At 69.4% G+C, this 15,473-nt stretch carries 14 protein-coding genes; 11 read left to right on the plus strand and 3 right to left on the minus strand.

The genetic code is table 11. The features are described 5' to 3' along the window. Positions 1-163: 163 nt before the first annotated feature. The 7 genes from rsmD to mutM all read left to right on the plus strand — a co-directional run bounded on the left by rsmD (position 164) and on the right by mutM (position 5,389). Positions 164-748 carry a 16S rRNA (guanine(966)-N(2))-methyltransferase RsmD gene (gene rsmD, locus AB0D18_RS13410; protein WP_362416238.1) on the plus strand — a complete coding sequence of 195 codons (585 nt, stop codon included), beginning with the start codon at positions 164-166 and terminating at the stop codon, positions 746-748. Between the two features lie 26 nt (positions 749-774). Next, positions 775-1,275, plus strand: a complete 501-nt coding sequence (gene coaD, locus AB0D18_RS13415; RefSeq protein WP_362416241.1) for a pantetheine-phosphate adenylyltransferase — start codon at positions 775-777, stop codon at positions 1,273-1,275. A gap of 91 nt (positions 1,276-1,366) precedes the next feature. After that, positions 1,367-2,533 (plus strand): ATP synthase F0 subunit B, encoded by a 1,167-nt coding sequence (locus tag AB0D18_RS13420; RefSeq protein ID WP_362416244.1) that lies wholly within the window; start codon positions 1,367-1,369, stop codon positions 2,531-2,533. 108 nt (positions 2,534-2,641) lie between these two features. Next, positions 2,642-3,346, plus strand: coding sequence for a DUF177 domain-containing protein (locus AB0D18_RS13425; protein ID WP_362416247.1), 705 nt, complete (start codon positions 2,642-2,644; stop codon positions 3,344-3,346). Positions 3,347-3,348: 2 nt separating this feature from the next. Continuing rightward, positions 3,349-3,522 carry a 50S ribosomal protein L32 gene (gene rpmF, locus AB0D18_RS13430; RefSeq protein ID WP_003965982.1) on the plus strand — a complete coding sequence of 58 codons (174 nt, stop codon included), beginning with the start codon at positions 3,349-3,351 and terminating at the stop codon, positions 3,520-3,522. A gap of 19 nt (positions 3,523-3,541) precedes the next feature. Then, positions 3,542-4,369: a ribonuclease III gene (gene rnc / locus AB0D18_RS13435; protein WP_362416251.1), complete on the plus strand. Its 828-nt coding sequence runs from the start codon at positions 3,542-3,544 to the stop codon at positions 4,367-4,369. 147 nt (positions 4,370-4,516) lie between these two features. Continuing rightward, positions 4,517-5,389 carry a bifunctional DNA-formamidopyrimidine glycosylase/DNA-(apurinic or apyrimidinic site) lyase gene (gene mutM / locus AB0D18_RS13440; RefSeq protein WP_362416254.1) on the plus strand — a complete coding sequence of 291 codons (873 nt, stop codon included), beginning with the start codon at positions 4,517-4,519 and terminating at the stop codon, positions 5,387-5,389. Between the two features lie 4 nt (positions 5,390-5,393). On the opposite strand, the gene AB0D18_RS13445 is transcribed toward mutM, so the two are convergent. Then, positions 5,394-6,317 carry a CAP domain-containing protein gene (locus AB0D18_RS13445; protein ID WP_362416257.1) on the minus strand — a complete coding sequence of 308 codons (924 nt, stop codon included), beginning with the start codon at positions 6,315-6,317 and terminating at the stop codon, positions 5,394-5,396. Positions 6,318-6,450: 133 nt separating this feature from the next. Between AB0D18_RS13445 and AB0D18_RS13450 the strand changes: the two genes are divergently transcribed. From AB0D18_RS13450 to AB0D18_RS13465, 4 genes are all read left to right on the plus strand, one after another. Continuing rightward, positions 6,451-6,744, plus strand: coding sequence for an acylphosphatase (locus AB0D18_RS13450; protein ID WP_362416260.1), 294 nt, complete (start codon positions 6,451-6,453; stop codon positions 6,742-6,744). Between the two features lie 415 nt (positions 6,745-7,159). Then, positions 7,160-7,381 (plus strand): hypothetical protein, encoded by a 222-nt coding sequence (locus AB0D18_RS13455; RefSeq protein ID WP_266658765.1) that lies wholly within the window; start codon positions 7,160-7,162, stop codon positions 7,379-7,381. Between the two features lie 203 nt (positions 7,382-7,584). Then, positions 7,585-11,181, plus strand: coding sequence for a chromosome segregation protein SMC (gene smc / locus AB0D18_RS13460; RefSeq protein ID WP_362416265.1), 3,597 nt, complete (start codon positions 7,585-7,587; stop codon positions 11,179-11,181). Between the two features lie 244 nt (positions 11,182-11,425). Then, positions 11,426-12,847: a sugar porter family MFS transporter gene (locus AB0D18_RS13465; RefSeq protein WP_362416268.1), complete on the plus strand. Its 1,422-nt coding sequence runs from the start codon at positions 11,426-11,428 to the stop codon at positions 12,845-12,847. Here AB0D18_RS13465 and AB0D18_RS13470 read toward each other — a convergent pair. Both AB0D18_RS13470 and AB0D18_RS13475 read right to left on the minus strand, forming a co-directional pair. Next, a complete protein-coding gene (locus AB0D18_RS13470) occupies positions 12,844-13,866 on the minus strand; it encodes an LLM class flavin-dependent oxidoreductase (RefSeq protein WP_362416271.1) in 1,023 nt (340 codons plus the stop codon). The genes AB0D18_RS13465 and AB0D18_RS13470 overlap by 4 nt on opposite strands. A gap of 60 nt (positions 13,867-13,926) precedes the next feature. Then, complete coding sequence (locus AB0D18_RS13475) at positions 13,927-15,381, minus strand: cytosine permease (RefSeq protein ID WP_362416273.1); 1,455 nt, start codon at positions 15,379-15,381, stop codon at positions 13,927-13,929. Positions 15,382-15,473: the final 92 nt, after the last annotated feature.

The following is a 15,473-nucleotide window of genomic DNA, read 5'->3' on the forward strand; positions in this document are numbered from 1 at the left end:
CCACGGGCCCGAGCCACCACGGACCCGAGCCACCACGGACCCCGAAGCACCACCGGCCCCGGTCGCACTCACCCGTGCGGCCGGGGCCGACGCCTGCCGGTCCGACGGTGAGCTGAGAGACTGGCCCGGTAGGCAGCCCGCCCCGACCAAGGACTTGAAGCAGATGACCCGCGTGATCGCAGGCACCGCCGGCGGACGACGTCTGGCCGTACCGCCGGGTGACGGCACCCGCCCCACCTCCGACCGTGCGCGCGAGGGCCTGTTCTCCACCTGGGAGGCGCTCCTCGGCACCCTCGAAGGCATCCGGATCGCCGACCTGTACGCCGGGTCCGGTGCCGTCGGCCTCGAAGCGCTGTCCCGCGGCGGAGTGCACGCCCTGCTCGTCGAGGCCGACCAGAAGGCCGTCCGTACGATCCGGGACAACGTCCGGGTCCTGGGTCTGTCCGGCGCCGAGGTCCGCGCGGCCAAAGCAGAGCAGATCGTGACGGGCCCGGCGCCCGCCGAGCCGTACGACATCGTCTTCCTGGACCCCCCGTATGCCGTCACCGACGACGATCTTCGGGAGATTCTCCTCACACTCCACACCCAGGGCTGGCTCGCACAGGACGCACTGGCCACCGTGGAACGCAGTACCAGGGGCGGAGAATTCAAGTGGCCCAAGGGATTCGAACCACTGCGGGCCCGTCGCTACGGCGAAGGAACGCTTTGGTACGGTCGCGCCGCCTCACCGTGCGAAGACGCACGATGACCGGACCGGAGAGACGGGGACCACAGATGCGCCGAGCAGTCTGTCCCGGGTCGTTCGACCCCATCACCAACGGACATCTCGACATCATCGGCCGAGCTTCCAGGCTGTACGACGTGGTGCACGTCGCGGTGATGATCAACCAGTCGAAGCAGGGCCTCTTCTCCGTCGAGGAGCGGATGGAGCTGATCAGGACGGCCACCGCCGACTACGGGAACATCGTGGTGGAGTCCCACCACGGCCTTCTCGTCGACTTCTGCAAGGACCGCGACATCCCCGCGATCGTCAAGGGCCTGCGCGCCGTCAGCGACTTCGACTACGAGTTGCAGATGGCCCAGATGAACAACGGCCTCTCGGGCATCGAGACCCTGTTCATACCGACCAACCCCACCTACAGCTTCCTCTCCTCCAGCCTGGTCAAGGAGGTCGCGGCCTGGGGCGGCGACGTCGCGCACCTGCTGCCGGAGCACGTGCACGCGGCGCTGACGAAGCGCCTCGCGGAGAGGCGCGCCGAAGCACAGGGGAACTGACAAACCGTCACCCGGTGTCGGGCGGGAGGCGACTGGCCTTACAGTCGTCCCGTCCGTCTCCAAACCAGGCCGAGAGAGTGGCGAGCACACGGTGGACGTGCAGAACAAGCTCGAGAGAATCGTCGAAGCGATCGGCAGCGCCCGGTCGATGCCCATGTCGGCCTCGTGCGTGATCAACCGCGCCGACCTCCTCGACATGCTCGAAGAGGTGCGGCAGGCACTGCCCGGCTCGCTCGCCCAGGCCCAGGAGCTGATCGGCGGCCGCGAGCAGCTGGTCGAGCAGGCCCGCCAGGAGGCGGAGCGGATCATCGAGTCCGCCCAGGCCCAGCGCGGCGACCTGATCTCCGACACCGAGGTCGCCCGCCGCTCCCAGGCCGAGGCCGACCGCATCCTCTCGGAGGCCCGCCAGGACGCCGAGGAGATCCGCGCGGAGGCCGACGAGTACGTCGACTCCAAGCTCGCGAACTTCGAGGTCGTCCTCACCAAGACCATCGGTTCCGTCGGCCGCGGCCGCGAGAAGCTGCTCGGCCGGGGCCCCGGCCTCGACGTGCAGGGGTACGGGGACCCAGAGGACGACGACGCCCCGGACTACAGCCCGGACCCCTCCACCCTGCTGCACCGCGCCGACGAGTACGTCGACACCAAGCTGGGCGCCTTCGAGGCCGTCCTCGCCAAGACCCTCGAAGCGGTCGGCAAGGGACGCCAGAAGCTGCACGGCCGGGTCGCGTCCGACGACCTCGGCGTACACATGGCGGAGCAGGACGGCCTGGACCACTCGCAGCTGCGCGGCAGCGACGCCGACTTCCTCGCCGACCTCGCGGAGCCCCAGCCCGCACCTCCGGTCAGGGCCGCCGAGCCCCCGCAGGCCCAGCCCCAGATCCCGGCCCAGCAGCCGTACGACCCGTACGCGACGCAGTACGGCCAGCAGCCCCAGGCGCAACCTCAGGCCCACCCGGCCCAGGGACAGCCGCAGGACGCCTACGCGGCCTCGTACGGCCAGCAGCAGGATCCCTACGGCTACCAGCAGGACCCGTACGCGGCCGCCTACCCGCAGCAGGGCTACGACCAGTACGGCCAGCCCGTACAGCAGCAGCCCCAGCAGCCTCAGATGCCCCAGCACCAGCCCCAGCAGTCGCACCAGCCCCAGCAGTCGCAGCAGCCCCACCAGTCGCAGCAGGGCGCCCTCGACGAGACCAGCATGTTCGACACGAGCATGATCAATCTCGACCAGCTGCGCGCGTACGAACAGGGTCGCTGAACCTCTGCGAGCAGGGTCGCGGAGACCGGATTGGGCCCTGGGCGAAGCGTCCAGTATCCTGGCCATTCGTCGCGGACCACGTCTGCGATTTCGGCTGCCCGATTCGCCATGGACCTTACGTCCTGCGACGTTACGGCGGCCCTTCTCCACAGCAATCCGAAAGCAGGAAGTCCCCTGAGTACGCACCTCGACCACCGCAACCCCCTCGTGTTCGACACACACGAGCTGGGCCGGCGTCCCGGTGCGCTCCAGCGGATGACCCGCTCCGCGGAGGCCCCCAAGGACTTCGGTGTCGAAGGGGTCATCGGCGTACCGGAAGGTGCGCCCTTGGAGATCAGGCTCCGCCTCGAATCCGTCATGGAAGGGGTGCTTGTCACAGGCACCGCCCGTGCCACGGCCGAGGGGGAGTGCGTAAGGTGTCTGGAGCCGGTGCGACTTAACGTCAAGGCGGACTTCCAGGAGATGTTCTCGTACCCTGACGCCGACGACCGGGGCCGTGCAAAAGCGGAACCGGGCGACGACGCCGAGGACGACGAGGACGCGCTTTTTCTTGAGGACGGCTTGTTCGACCTCGAACCGGTGCTGCGTGACGCGGTAGTGCTCGCACTGCCGATGCAGCCGGTGTGCCGGGAAGACTGTGCAGGGCTGTGTTCGCAGTGCGGGACCAGCCTGAACGAGAACCCCGACCACCACCATGACGCCGTCGACATCCGTTGGGCGGCACTGCAGGGACTCGTCGAGACCGGCCAGGTCGACGAGAAGGACAACGTGAACGACGCTGAATCTGGCGTCGACGAGAAGCAGGAGAAGTAGCCGTGGCTGTTCCGAAGCGGAAGATGTCGCGCAGCAACACGCGCCACCGCCGGTCGCAGTGGAAGGCTGCGGTCCCCACCCTGGTGTCGTGCGAGCGCTGCCAGGAGCCGAAGCTCCAGCACATTGCGTGCCCGAGCTGCGGCACGTACAACAAGCGCCAGGTCCTCGAGGTCTGAGCGGCTGGTGAGAGGCACCATGTCTGAGTCACACAAGACGGACAATGCCTCGTCTCACACGCTTCTGGAAGGGCGGCTCGGGTATCACCTCGAGTCCGCCCTTCTGGTGCGTGCGCTGACCCATCGTTCGTACGCGTACGAGAACGGCGGCCTGCCGACGAACGAGCGTCTGGAGTTCCTCGGGGACTCCGTGCTCGGCCTCGTCGTCACGGACACGCTGTACCGCACCCACCCCGACCTCCCGGAAGGCCAGTTGGCCAAGCTCCGGGCCGCGGTGGTCAATTCTCGTGCGCTGGCGGAAGTGGGCCGCGGCCTCGAACTCGGCTCCTTCATCCGGCTCGGCCGGGGCGAAGAGGGCACGGGAGGCCGGGACAAGGCATCCATCCTTGCCGACACCCTGGAAGCGGTGATCGGCGCGGTCTATCTCGACCAGGGTCTAGAGGCAGCTTCCGAGCTGGTGCACCGGCTCTTCGATCCACTGATCGAAAAGTCGTCCAGCCTCGGAGCCGGTCTGGACTGGAAGACCAGTCTCCAGGAGCTCACCGCGGCCGAGGGGCTCGGTGTTCCCGAGTACCTGGTCACGGAGACGGGCCCGGACCACGAGAAGACCTTCACTGCTGCCGCCCGCGTCGGTGGTGTCTCGTACGGCACCGGCACCGGCCGCAGCAAGAAGGAAGCGGAACAGCAGGCGGCGGAGTCCGCATGGCGCGCGATCAGCGCGGCTGCGGCGGAGCGCGAGGCGGCGGCGAAGGCCGAGGCCGAGAATCCGACGCCACCGGCCGAGCCGGTGATCCCTGCGGCTCCGGCTTCCGAGTCGGAGGACGACAGCACGTCGTCGGTCGTCTGACCTGTAGCAATCCGTCCGGCCCCGGCACCACCCCGCAAGGGGCGGCGCCGGGGCCGGACGCGTACCCCCACCCATGCCGTACCCGCACAGACGTATCACCCGTATCACCCGTATCACCCGCATCAGCATCACGCGAGGAGTGCCGCCGTGCCCGAGCTGCCCGAAGTGGAAGTCGTACGCCGTGGACTGGAGCGGTGGGTCGCCGGGCGGACCGTCGCCGAGGTCGAGGTGCTGCACCCGCGCGCGGTGCGCCGCCATCTCGCCGGCGGTGGGGATTTCGCGCTGCGGCTGCGAGGGCAGCGCATGGGGACGGCCATGCGGCGCGGCAAGTACCTGTGGCTTCCTCTTGAGGACGCGCCGCTGGCGGTGCTCGGCCACCTCGGGATGAGCGGACAGCTGCTCGTGCAGCCCGAGGAGGCGCCCGACGAGAAGCACCTGCGGGTCAGACTGCGCTTCGAGGACGATCTCGGCACGGAGCTGCGCTTCGTCGACCAGCGGACCTTCGGCGGTCTCTCGCTGCACGACACCACCTCCGACGGCCTCCCGGACGTCATCGCGCACATCGCACGCGACCCGCTGGACGAGCGGTTCGACGACGCGGCCTTCCACACGGCCCTGCGGCTGCGGCGCACCACGATCAAGCGCGCGCTGCTCGACCAGTCGCTGATCAGCGGGGTCGGCAACATCTATGCGGACGAGGCGCTCTGGCGTTCGCGACTGCACTACGACCGGCCGACCGCGACCCTGACCCGGCCGCGCTCCACCGAACTGCTCGGCCACGTACGGGACGTGATGAACGCGGCGCTCGCCGTCGGCGGCACCAGCTTCGACAGCCTGTACGTCAACGTGAACGGCGAATCGGGGTACTTCGAGCGGTCCCTCGACGCGTACGGGCGCGAGGGCGAGCCGTGCGGCCGGTGCGGCACCGCAATGCGGCGCAGCCCGTGGATGAACAGGTCCAGCTACTTCTGCCCGCGCTGCCAGCGACCGCCGCGCAGCGGGATCATTGCGGCGCCGTAAGGGCTCAGAACCCGAAGTCCTGCGTCCACCACGGGCCGCCCTCGCCCATGTGCACGCCGACGCCCAGCGTCGTGTAGTCGCAGTTCAGAATGTTCGCGCGGTGGCCCTCGCTCTTCATCCAGGCGTCCATCACCGCCTGGGCGTCGGCCTGGCCACGGGCGATGTTCTCGCCGCCGAGGTCCTTGATGCCCGCCTTCGCGGCGCGGTCCCACGGGGTCGCGCCGTCCGGGTCGGTGTGCTCGAAGAAGTCCCGGGCCGCCATGTCGCGGCTGAAGTTCGCGGCCAGCGTTGCCAGACCGGTGTCCGGGCGGACCGGGCTGCAGCCGGCCTTCGCACGCTCCTGATTGACAAGGGAGAGGACGGCGGCGGCCGCGCCGTTCGCGGAGGCCGGGGGCTTCAGCGGCCTGTTCGCCGCCGGGGCCTCGGTCGGAGGCGCGCTCCTGGTGCGCTCGGGGGCGGTGGTCTCCGGAGCCTTGGTGGGCTCCTTCTTCTCGTCCTTGACCGTCTGCTTCTGCGAATTCTCGACGGGCTTCTTGTCCTTGCCCGCCGGAGAGGGACGCTCGGGAGCAGGGGTCTTCGAGGGAGCCTGGGGGCGCTCCTCGCCCCGTGCGGAAGCCGAGGCGGACGCACGGTCGGTGGGGCTCGCCGAAGCGCCGCCCTGGGCCTTGAGGTCCACCGCGCCGCCCGCGGTCACCCGGTCGCCGGAGCTGTTTCCGCCGCTGCCGAGCGTGTAGTTCTCGCCGCCGGGGAGGATTCCGGAAGCAACCGCCACGGCACCGAAGGCCATGGCGGCGGAGACTCCGAGCAGCCCGGTCCGCACGGGCACGGCCCGCTTTTTCCGGCGTCCGGCGCCCCGGTTCCCGCCTGCCGGGGCCTCTGCGCGGTCTTCTGCGGCGGGCCCGGCGGCAGTGCGTCGATGGCGTCCCATCTGCTGTGCCTTCCTCAAAACTCGACGGTCAATGTGTTCACCCATATGGATGAGGCTCATTGGGTCGGGACTGTACGCCATGACGGGTGGGGGCGAAGTGTCTCGTGAGCATTTGGCCGGTTAGCGTGCAGTCATGAACGAAGATGCACGGGCGGACGTGCGGCTCACCGCCTGGGTACGCGGCCGGGTACAGGGAGTGGGCTTTCGCTGGTTCACCAGGGCAAATGCACTGGAGATCGGCGGCCTCACCGGCTTCGCCCTCAACCTTGACGACGGCCGGGTGCAGGTGGTGGCCGAAGGGCCGCGTGAGAATTGCCACCGGCTCCTTGAGTGGCTGCACGCTGGCGACACTCCCGGCCGGGTCGACGGTGTCACTGAGATATGGGGCACACCGCGTGGGGGCTACAGCAGCTTCGCGATCCGCTGACCGGACGGCTCCGAGGTACTCCCCGCCCCCTTCGCACGGGCCGCAGAAGGCCCGTGCGAAGGGGGCGCCGGCAGGTGCGTTCGGGAGAAATGCCCTGGTGGTTGCCAGAGAGGGCTTGCCGTGGAAGGCTGCCCGTACGAGAATGATCTCTACACCCCCGGGTCCCGCAGGAGATGCGTCGCCGGTGCCAGCGCTCGTCGCGGCACGGCAGTACGCCCCCGGGTTACCCGCCGATACGGGGTGTGATCGTGTTGACCGTCAAACTTTTTGGTGAGACGCTGGAATCCCCGCGCACCTTAGCTGTTTGGCAGCGAGAACCGCAGTTAAACAAACGCACTGCCAAGCACCGCGGGTGCGATTCCCTCACGACCCACACCGCTCTCGGTCGGTCACTCAGTGTGGAGGACCACTCATCATGGCAAAGGCGCTTCTCGGTTACGTCGGCGGCTCCGATCCGCGACTCCTCGCCGAGATGCGACGGCTTCAGCAGCGTGTTCAGGATCTTGAGTCCGAGCTCAACCGGATTCAGAACGAGAACGACACGCTCACCGCCGCCGCTCAGCACCGCGGAGACTCATCTCTGCTCGACGAGGACTTCGACATCGACGTCCCGCGCGCGGAGCCCGCGCTCACCTGATTCAGCTGTTTCCGTCCCAGGTCGTCACCTGTGCCGGTCTCCATGGATCTGCAAGGGACGTTTCGGCGTCCCTTCTTTCATTCTTCGACCTCGGTCTTTCTTGGGCCGCGGTCAACCCCCCGGTCGCACCGCGTTTTCTTAACGTCTGATGTGCCCTGCACGTTCATCGGTGAAACCGCGACAGCCCGGTAGAGTCCGGCTGCGTGCATCTCAAGGCCATGACCCTCCGAGGTTTCAAGTCATTCGCGTCCGCCACGACGTTCCGCTTCGAGCCGGGCATCACCTGTGTCGTGGGGCCCAACGGATCGGGCAAGTCCAATGTGGTGGACGCGCTCTCCTGGGTCATGGGAGAGCAGGGCGCCAAGTCGTTGCGCGGCGGCAAGATGGAGGACGTCATCTTCGCCGGCACGACCGGGCGGCCCCCGCTCGGCCGTGCCGAAGTTTCGCTCACCATCGACAATTCCGACGGTGCGCTGCCCATTGAGTACGCCGAAGTCACCCTTACGCGGATCATGTTCCGCAACGGCGGCAGCGAATACCAGATCAACGGCGACACCTGCCGGTTGCTGGACATTCAGGAACTCCTCTCCGACTCCGGTATCGGCCGGGAAATGCACGTGATTGTCGGGCAGGGCCAGCTCGATTCCGTACTGCACGCCGATCCGATGGGCCGCCGCGCTTTCATCGAGGAGGCGGCGGGCGTTCTCAAGCACCGCAAGCGCAAGGAAAAGGCGCTGCGGAAGCTGGAGTCGATGAAGGCGAACCTGGCGCGCGTGGAGGACCTGACCGGTGAACTCCGGCGCCAGCTCAAGCCGTTGGGACGGCAGGCCGCCGTGGCCCGGCGGGCCGCCGTCATCCAGGCCGACCTCCGCGACGTACGGCTGCGGCTGCTCGCCGACGATCTCGTCACGCTTCAGGAGGCGCTCGGCGCGGAGATCGCCGACGAGGCTGCGCTGAAGCAGCGCAAGGAGACGGCCGAGGCGCAGCTCAAGGCCGCCCAGCAGCGCGAGGCCGAGCTGGAGGAGGAGGTGCAGCGGCTCGCGCCGAGACTCCAGCGGGCACAGCAGAGCTGGTACGAGCTGTCACAGTTCGCCGAGCGGGTGCGCGGCACCATTTCGCTCGCCGACGCCCGCGTGACCAGCGCGAATGCCGCTCCGCAGGAGGAGCGGCGCGGCCGGGAACCCGAGGACATGGAGCGCGAGGCCGCCCGGATCCGCGAGCAGGAGGCCGAACTGGAGGCCGCTCTGGAGGCGGCGCAGCACGCCCTGGAGAACACCGTCGAGCACCGCGCCGAGCTGGAGCGGGACCTGGCGGCGGAGGAACGCCGGCTCAAGGACCTGGCCCGTGCGATCGCCGACCGCCGCGAGGGGCTCGCCCGGCTGAACGGGCAGGTCAACGCGGCCCGCAGCAGGGCAGGTTCGGCCCAGGCCGAGATCGACAGGCTCACCGAGTCCCGGGACGCGGCGCAGGAACGTGCCGTCGCCGCCCAGGAGGAGTACGAGCAGCTCAGGGCCGAGGTGGACGCTCTGGACGCGGGTGACGAGGAGCTGGCCGTACGGCACGAGGACGCCAAGCGCGAACTTGCCGACGCGGAGCGGGAGTTGGCCGCCGTACGCGAAGAGCTGACCGCCGTCGAGCGGGAGCGTGCCGCGACCTCCGCCCGCCGCGAGGCCCTCGCGCTCGGGCTGCGCCGCAAGGACGGGACGGGCGCACTCCTCGGCGCGGGGGAGAGGCTCTCCGGGCTGCTCGGACCGGCTGCGGAACTACTGACGGTGACACCGGGTTACGAGGTCCCGGTGGCGGCCGCGCTCGGTGCGGCCGCCGACGCAGTGGCGGTGACCGACCCGGCGACCGCGGCCGAGGCCATCCGGCTGCTGCGCAAGCAGGACGCGGGGCGGGCGGCGCTGCTGCTCGCGGGCGAGGCGGGCGAGGCGGGCGAGGGCGGAGCGGGCAGAGAGGGGAGAGAGGGGAGGGCGCTCGAAGTCCTGCCTCAGGCCCCCGCGCCGTACGCCGTCGCATTCGTCCGTGGCCCCGAGGATCTGATGCCGGCCGTACGGCGGCTGCTGCGCGGTGTCGTCGTGGTGGACACCCTTGAGGACGCAGAGGTACTGGTCTACGCGCAGCCGGCGCTGACCGCCGTGACCGCCGAGGGCGATGTGCTGGGGGCGCACTTCGCGCAGGGCGGTTCGGCGGGTGCGCCGAGCCTCCTCGAAGTGCAGGCGTCCGTCGACGAGGCCGGCGCGGCCCTCGCGGAGCTGGCCGTACGGTGCGAGGAGCTGGCCGGGAGGCAGCGGGCGGCGGGGGAGCGGAAGGACCGGTGCGCCGCGCTGGTCGAGGAGTGGGGGGAGGAGCGGCGGGCCGGGGACCGCGAACGGTCGGCGGTCGCGCAGCAGCTGGGACGGCTCGCCGGGCAGGCCCGCGGCGCCGCGGGCGAGGCCGAGCGGTCGGCGGCGGCCGCCGCCAAGGCGCAGGACGCGCTGGAGCGGGCCACCGAGGAGGCCGAGGAGCTGGCGGAGCGGCTCGCGGTCGCCGAGGAGGCCCCGGTGGAGGAGGAGCCGGACACCTCGAAGAGGGACCGGCTCGCGGCCGACGGGGCCAACGCACGCCAGACCGAGATGGAGGCCAGGCTCCAGGTCCGTACCCACGAGGAGCGTGTCAAGGGCCTGGCCGGGCGGGCCGACTCGCTCGACCGGGGTGCCCGTGCCGAGCGCGAGGCCCGTGCGCGGGCCGAGCAGCGGCGGGCCAGGATGCGCTACGAGGCGCAGGTCGCGGCGGCCGTCGCGGCGGGCGCCCGGCAGCTGCTCGCGCACGCCGAGGTCTCTCTCGTACGGGCGCAGGAGGAGCGGTCGGTGGCGGAGGCGGCGAAGGCCGGGCGGGAGCGGGAACTGGCCGTCGAGCGCGGCCGGGGCCGGGAGCTGAAGCAGGAACTCGACAAGCTGACCGACTCGGTTCACCGCGGCGAGGTGCTGGGGGCGGAGAAGCGGCTGCGGATCGAGCAGCTGGAGTCCAGGGCCCTGGAGGAGCTGGGCGTGGAACCGGCGTCGCTGGTCACGGAGTACGGGCCCGCGCAGCCCGTGCCGCCGTCACTGCCCGCCGACGGGGAGGAGCTGCCCCAGGACCCGCAGGACCCGCGCAACCTGCCCCGCCCCTTCGTGCGCGTGGAGCAGGAGAAGCGGCTGAAGGCCGCCGAACGGGCGTATCAGCAGCTCGGAAAGGTGAATCCGCTGGCTCTTGAGGAGTTCGCGGCGCTGGAGGAGCGGCACCAGTTCCTCTCCGAGCAGCTGGAGGACCTCAAGCGGACCAGGGCCGACCTGATGCAGGTGATCAAGGAGGTCGACGAGCGGGTGGAGCAGGTGTTCACCGAGGCCTACCGGGACACGGCGCGGGAGTTCGAGGGCGTCTTCTCCCGGCTGTTCCCGGGTGGCGAGGGGCGGCTGATCCTGACCGATCCCGACAACATGCTCACCACCGGTGTCGATGTGGAGGCGCGCCCTCCGGGCAAGAAGGTCAAGCGGCTCTCGCTGCTGTCGGGCGGGGAGCGGTCGCTGACAGCGGTGGCGCTGCTGGTGTCGATCTTCAAGGCCAGGCCCAGTCCCTTCTATGTGATGGACGAGGTGGAGGCGGCGCTGGACGACACCAACCTCCAGCGCTTGATTCGGATCATGAAGGAACTCCAGGAGAGCTCCCAGCTGATCGTGATCACACACCAGAAGCGCACGATGGAGGTGGCGGACGCCCTCTACGGCGTGTCCATGCAGGGCGACGGGGTGTCGAAGGTGATCAGCCAGCGGCTGCACTGAGGGCTGTTTTCGGTTCTTTCCGGGCTGTTCCGGGCTGCCTGGGCCCGTGGGGGTGCCCCACTGCTTGCTTCAAAAGGTGAAGGATTACGATCTCCTCCGACCCTTTTGGATTCAAGTAGAAACAACTGGCTACAAGAAGCTTCAAGTGGTGAGCAACGCGGAGTTGTGACCCACTGGTAGTCCACTTGAAGTGCCTGCCCCCCCACGGACATGCCCGGCAACGCGGCCGGGCCCAGGAGTTCACGTGACCAGCACTGCGACACCGTCGTCGTCCGGAGGCCAGCAGGCCGCTCCGGAGCACCTCGGCCATGTCATCTTCATCACGGCTGCGGCCGCGATGGGCGGTTTCCTCTTCGGCTACGACAGCTCGGTGATCAACGGCGCCACCCGGGCCATCGGCCACAAGTACGACATCGGCTCCGGAACCCTCGGGCAGGTCATCGCCGTCGCACTGATCGGCTGTGCCGTGGGTGCCGCGACCGCCGGCCGGGTCGCCGACCGGATCGGCCGCATCCGGGTCATGCAGATCGCCGCCGTGCTGTTCACCGTCAGCGCCGTCGGTTCCGCACTGCCCTTCGCGCTGTGGGACCTCACGATGTGGCGCTTCCTCGGCGGCATCGCGATCGGCATGGCCTCGGTGATCGGCCCGGCCTACATCGCGGAGGTCGCCCCGCCGGCCTACCGCGGCCGCCTCGGCTCGTTCCAGCAGGGCGCGATCGTCCTCGGCATCGCGATCTCCCAGCTCGTCAACTGGGGCATCCTCAACTGGGCCGGCGGCGACGACCGCCACAAGGTCTTCGCCGGTCTCGAAGCCTGGCAGGTCATGCTCGGCGTGATGGTCGTCCCCGCCGTGATCTACGGCCTGCTGTCCTTCGTCATCCCCGAGTCGCCGCGCTTCCTGGTCTCCGTCGGCAAGACCGAGAAGGCCAAGAAGATCCTGGCCGAGGTCGAGGGCGAGCACGTCGACCTGGACGCCCGGATCGCCGAGATCGAGTTGGCGATCCACAGCGACCACAAGCCGTCCTTCAAGGACCTCCTGGGCAGCAGGTTCGGCTTCCTGCCGATCGTCTGGATCGGCATCGGCCTCTCCGTCTTCCAGCAGCTGGTCGGCATCAACGTCGCCTTCTACTACTCGGCGACGCTGTGGCAGTCCGTGGGCATCGACCCCAGCGACTCGTTCTTCTACTCGTTCACCACGTCGATCATCAACATCATCGGCACCGTGATCGCGATGATCTTCGTCGACCGGATCGGCCGCAAGCCGCTCGCCCTGATCGGCTCGGTCGGCATGACGGTCGCCCTCGCCTTCGAGGCCTGGGCCTTCTCCGCCGACATGGTGGGCGGCAAGCTGCCCGACACCCAGGGCATGGTGGCCCTGATCGCCGCCCACGTCTTCGTGCTCTTCTTCGCCCTGTCGTGGGGTGTCGTCGTCTGGGTCTTCCTCGGCGAGATGTTCCCGAACCGGATCCGCGCCGCGGCCCTCGGTGTGGCAGCGGCCGCCCAGTGGATCGCCAACTGGGCGATCACCGCGAGCTTCCCGTCCCTGGCGAGCTGGAACCTCTCCGGGACGTACGTCATCTACACGTTCTTCGCGGCCCTCTCGATCCCCTTCGTGATCAAGTTCGTGAAGGAGACCAAGGGCAAGAGGCTGGAGGAGATGGGCTAGTCGTTGCCCGCTCCGACTGCTCCGCCCGCTCCGCCCGCTGCCCCGGTTCGTTCCTTGAGCCGGGGCAGCACCTTTTCGGAGAAGAGGGTCAGGCTGCTGCGGCCCTCCTCCACCGGCATCCCGCCGCACAGCGGATGCAGGACCAGGCTCTGCGCGTCCAGGTCCGCGCACTGCTCCGGCGTGAGGATCCGGTAGACCCCCTCGGCGCGCAGCTCCTCGACGGTGCTCGCGGAGGAACGTACCGCCGAGCGGGTGTCCTTCGACTGCCAGGAGGCGTACGTCCGGGCCTCGTGCAGGAAGTGCTTGCCGTACGTCGCCCAGGCGCGGTCCGGATCCTCGCTGACATGCAGCAGCGGGGTCTCGGCGCCGGGCATCATGCAGAAGCCCCGGGTGCCGTGTTCCGCGCACTGCTCCTCGTAGTACGCCGCCAGCTCCGGCAGGTGCGCGCTCGGGAAGAACGGCAGTCCGAGCCGGGCCGCACGCCGGGCGGCCGCCCTGGAGCTGCCGCCGACCAGGAGCATCGGATGCGGCTGGGTGTACGGGCGCGGGGTGACGCGGACGGTCCGGCCCCGGAACGTGAAGGGCTCGCCCGACCAGGCCTTGAGCAGGGTTTCGAGGAGCTCGTCCTGGAGCTTGCCGCGCCGGCCCCACTCCGCGCCCAGCTGCTCGTACTCCTCGGGGCGGTAGCCGATCCCCGCCACCGTGACCAGCCGGCCGCCGCTCAGCAGGTCGAGCACGGCGATGTCCTCGGCCAGGCGCAGCGGATCGTACAGCGGGCCGATGATCGCCGAGACGGTGACGGCGATGCGTTTCGTCGCGCCGAAGACGGCGCCCGCGAAGGCGAAGGGGGAGGGCAGCCAGCCGTTGGCGGCGCCGTGGTGCTCCTCTGTCTGGACCGTGTCGATGCCGTGCTCGTCGGCGTACGCGGCCATCTCCAGGGCGGCGCCGTACCGCGCCCTCAAAGAGGCGGGGGTCGCATCGGGCTCGACCAGGTTGAACCGGACCACTGAAAAGGCCATGACGCGAAGTCCCCCTCCGCCGGTGTGGGATGGCGAAGGGGGACGTTAGCTGACGCTGTGTCAGATGGACAGGCTTTCGACGGCCTCGGTGTCCTCGGTGCGGGGCTCGGGGGCCTGGGCCCGCGGCAGCACCGCGTACAGGGCGGCCGCCGCGACGATCGTGATGACCCAGCCGAGACCGTTCTCGCCGAGCCAGGTGGTGGCCAGCGGGCCGGTGAACCACTCGACCTTCGTGAAGAGCAGGCCGACCACCAGCGCCACGCCCCACGCGATCATCGCGGACCAGGCGAAGCCGCCGCTGTACCAGTACGCGCTGGTGCGCGTGGTGTCCATCAGTGCCTCACCGTCGTACGAACGGCGCTTGAGCATGTCGATGCCGAAGACGCCGATCCACGCCGAGAACGCCACCGCGAGCAGCGTGAGGAAGGAGATGAACGAGCCGATGAAGCTGGTCGCCACCACCATCAGCAGGAAGCCGAAGATCAGGCTGATGACCGCGTTGACGCTGACCGCCCAGGCGCGCGGCACCTTGATGCCGAGGGTCTGCGCGGTGAAACCGGCCGAGTACATCGACATGGAGTTGATCAGCAGCATCCCGATCAGGGCGATCACCAGGTACGGAACGGAGATCCACGTCGGCAGCAGCTCACCGATGAAGGAGACCGGGTCCTGCGCGCTCGCCAGGTTCGGGGTGGAGACCGCCATCACCGCGCCCATCAGGACCATCGGCAGGACGACGATGCCGGCGCCGCCGATCGACGCGGCGACCATGCCCTTCGAGGAGGCGTTGCGCGGCAGGTAGCGGGTGAAGTCGGGGCCCGTGGGAACCCAGCTGATGCCGCCCGCGGCGATGGTGCCGATGCCCGCGACCAGCATCGCCGTGGAGCCCGCGGGCTTGGCGAAGACGGCCGACCAGTCGGTGTTGGCGATCAGGTAGACGAGGACCAGCACGCTGAAGACGCCGAAGAGGTACGTCGACCACTTCTGGCAGACGCGCAGCGCGTTGATGCCCAGACCCGACACGACGAAGGTGCAGGCCACGAAGACGAGGAGGGTGATGACCACGAGGGGGGTGTTGCTCTTCACGCCGAAGAGCAGGTCGAGCACGGTCAGGACGGCGTACGCACCGGTGACCGCGTTGATCGTCTCCCAGCCCCAGCGGGCCACCCAGATCAGCGAACCGGGGAAGAGGTTGCCGCGCTGGCCGAAGACCGCCCGCGAGAGCGCCATGCCGGGCGAGCCGCCGCGCTTGCCGGCGATCGAGATCAGGCCCACCAGGCCGTACGAGACGACCGGCGCGGCGAAGGCGACGACCAGCACCTGCCAGAAGTTGAGGCCGTTGAACACGATCAGTCCGGCGCCCATGGTGAGCAGCAGCACACTGATGTTCGCGGCCACCCAGGTCGGGAACAGCTCACGGACATGACCGTTGCGCTCGTTGTCGGGGACCGGTTCGAGCCCTCGGGTCTCAACCGTTCCTTCGGATGCGGCGGTGGGTTCGGCAGTGGTGCTCATGGTGTGGGGGTTCCGTGCCTCTCGCTCGGCGCGCGACGTTGCGTGCCGGTGGGGGAGTGATCGGTCTGGACTCTACGCGCGTGGATACGAGC

The sequence above is a fragment of the Streptomyces sp. NPDC048442 genome (genome assembly GCF_040651475.1).
In the GTDB taxonomy this organism is placed as follows: Bacteria; Actinomycetota; Actinomycetes; order Streptomycetales; family Streptomycetaceae; genus Streptomyces.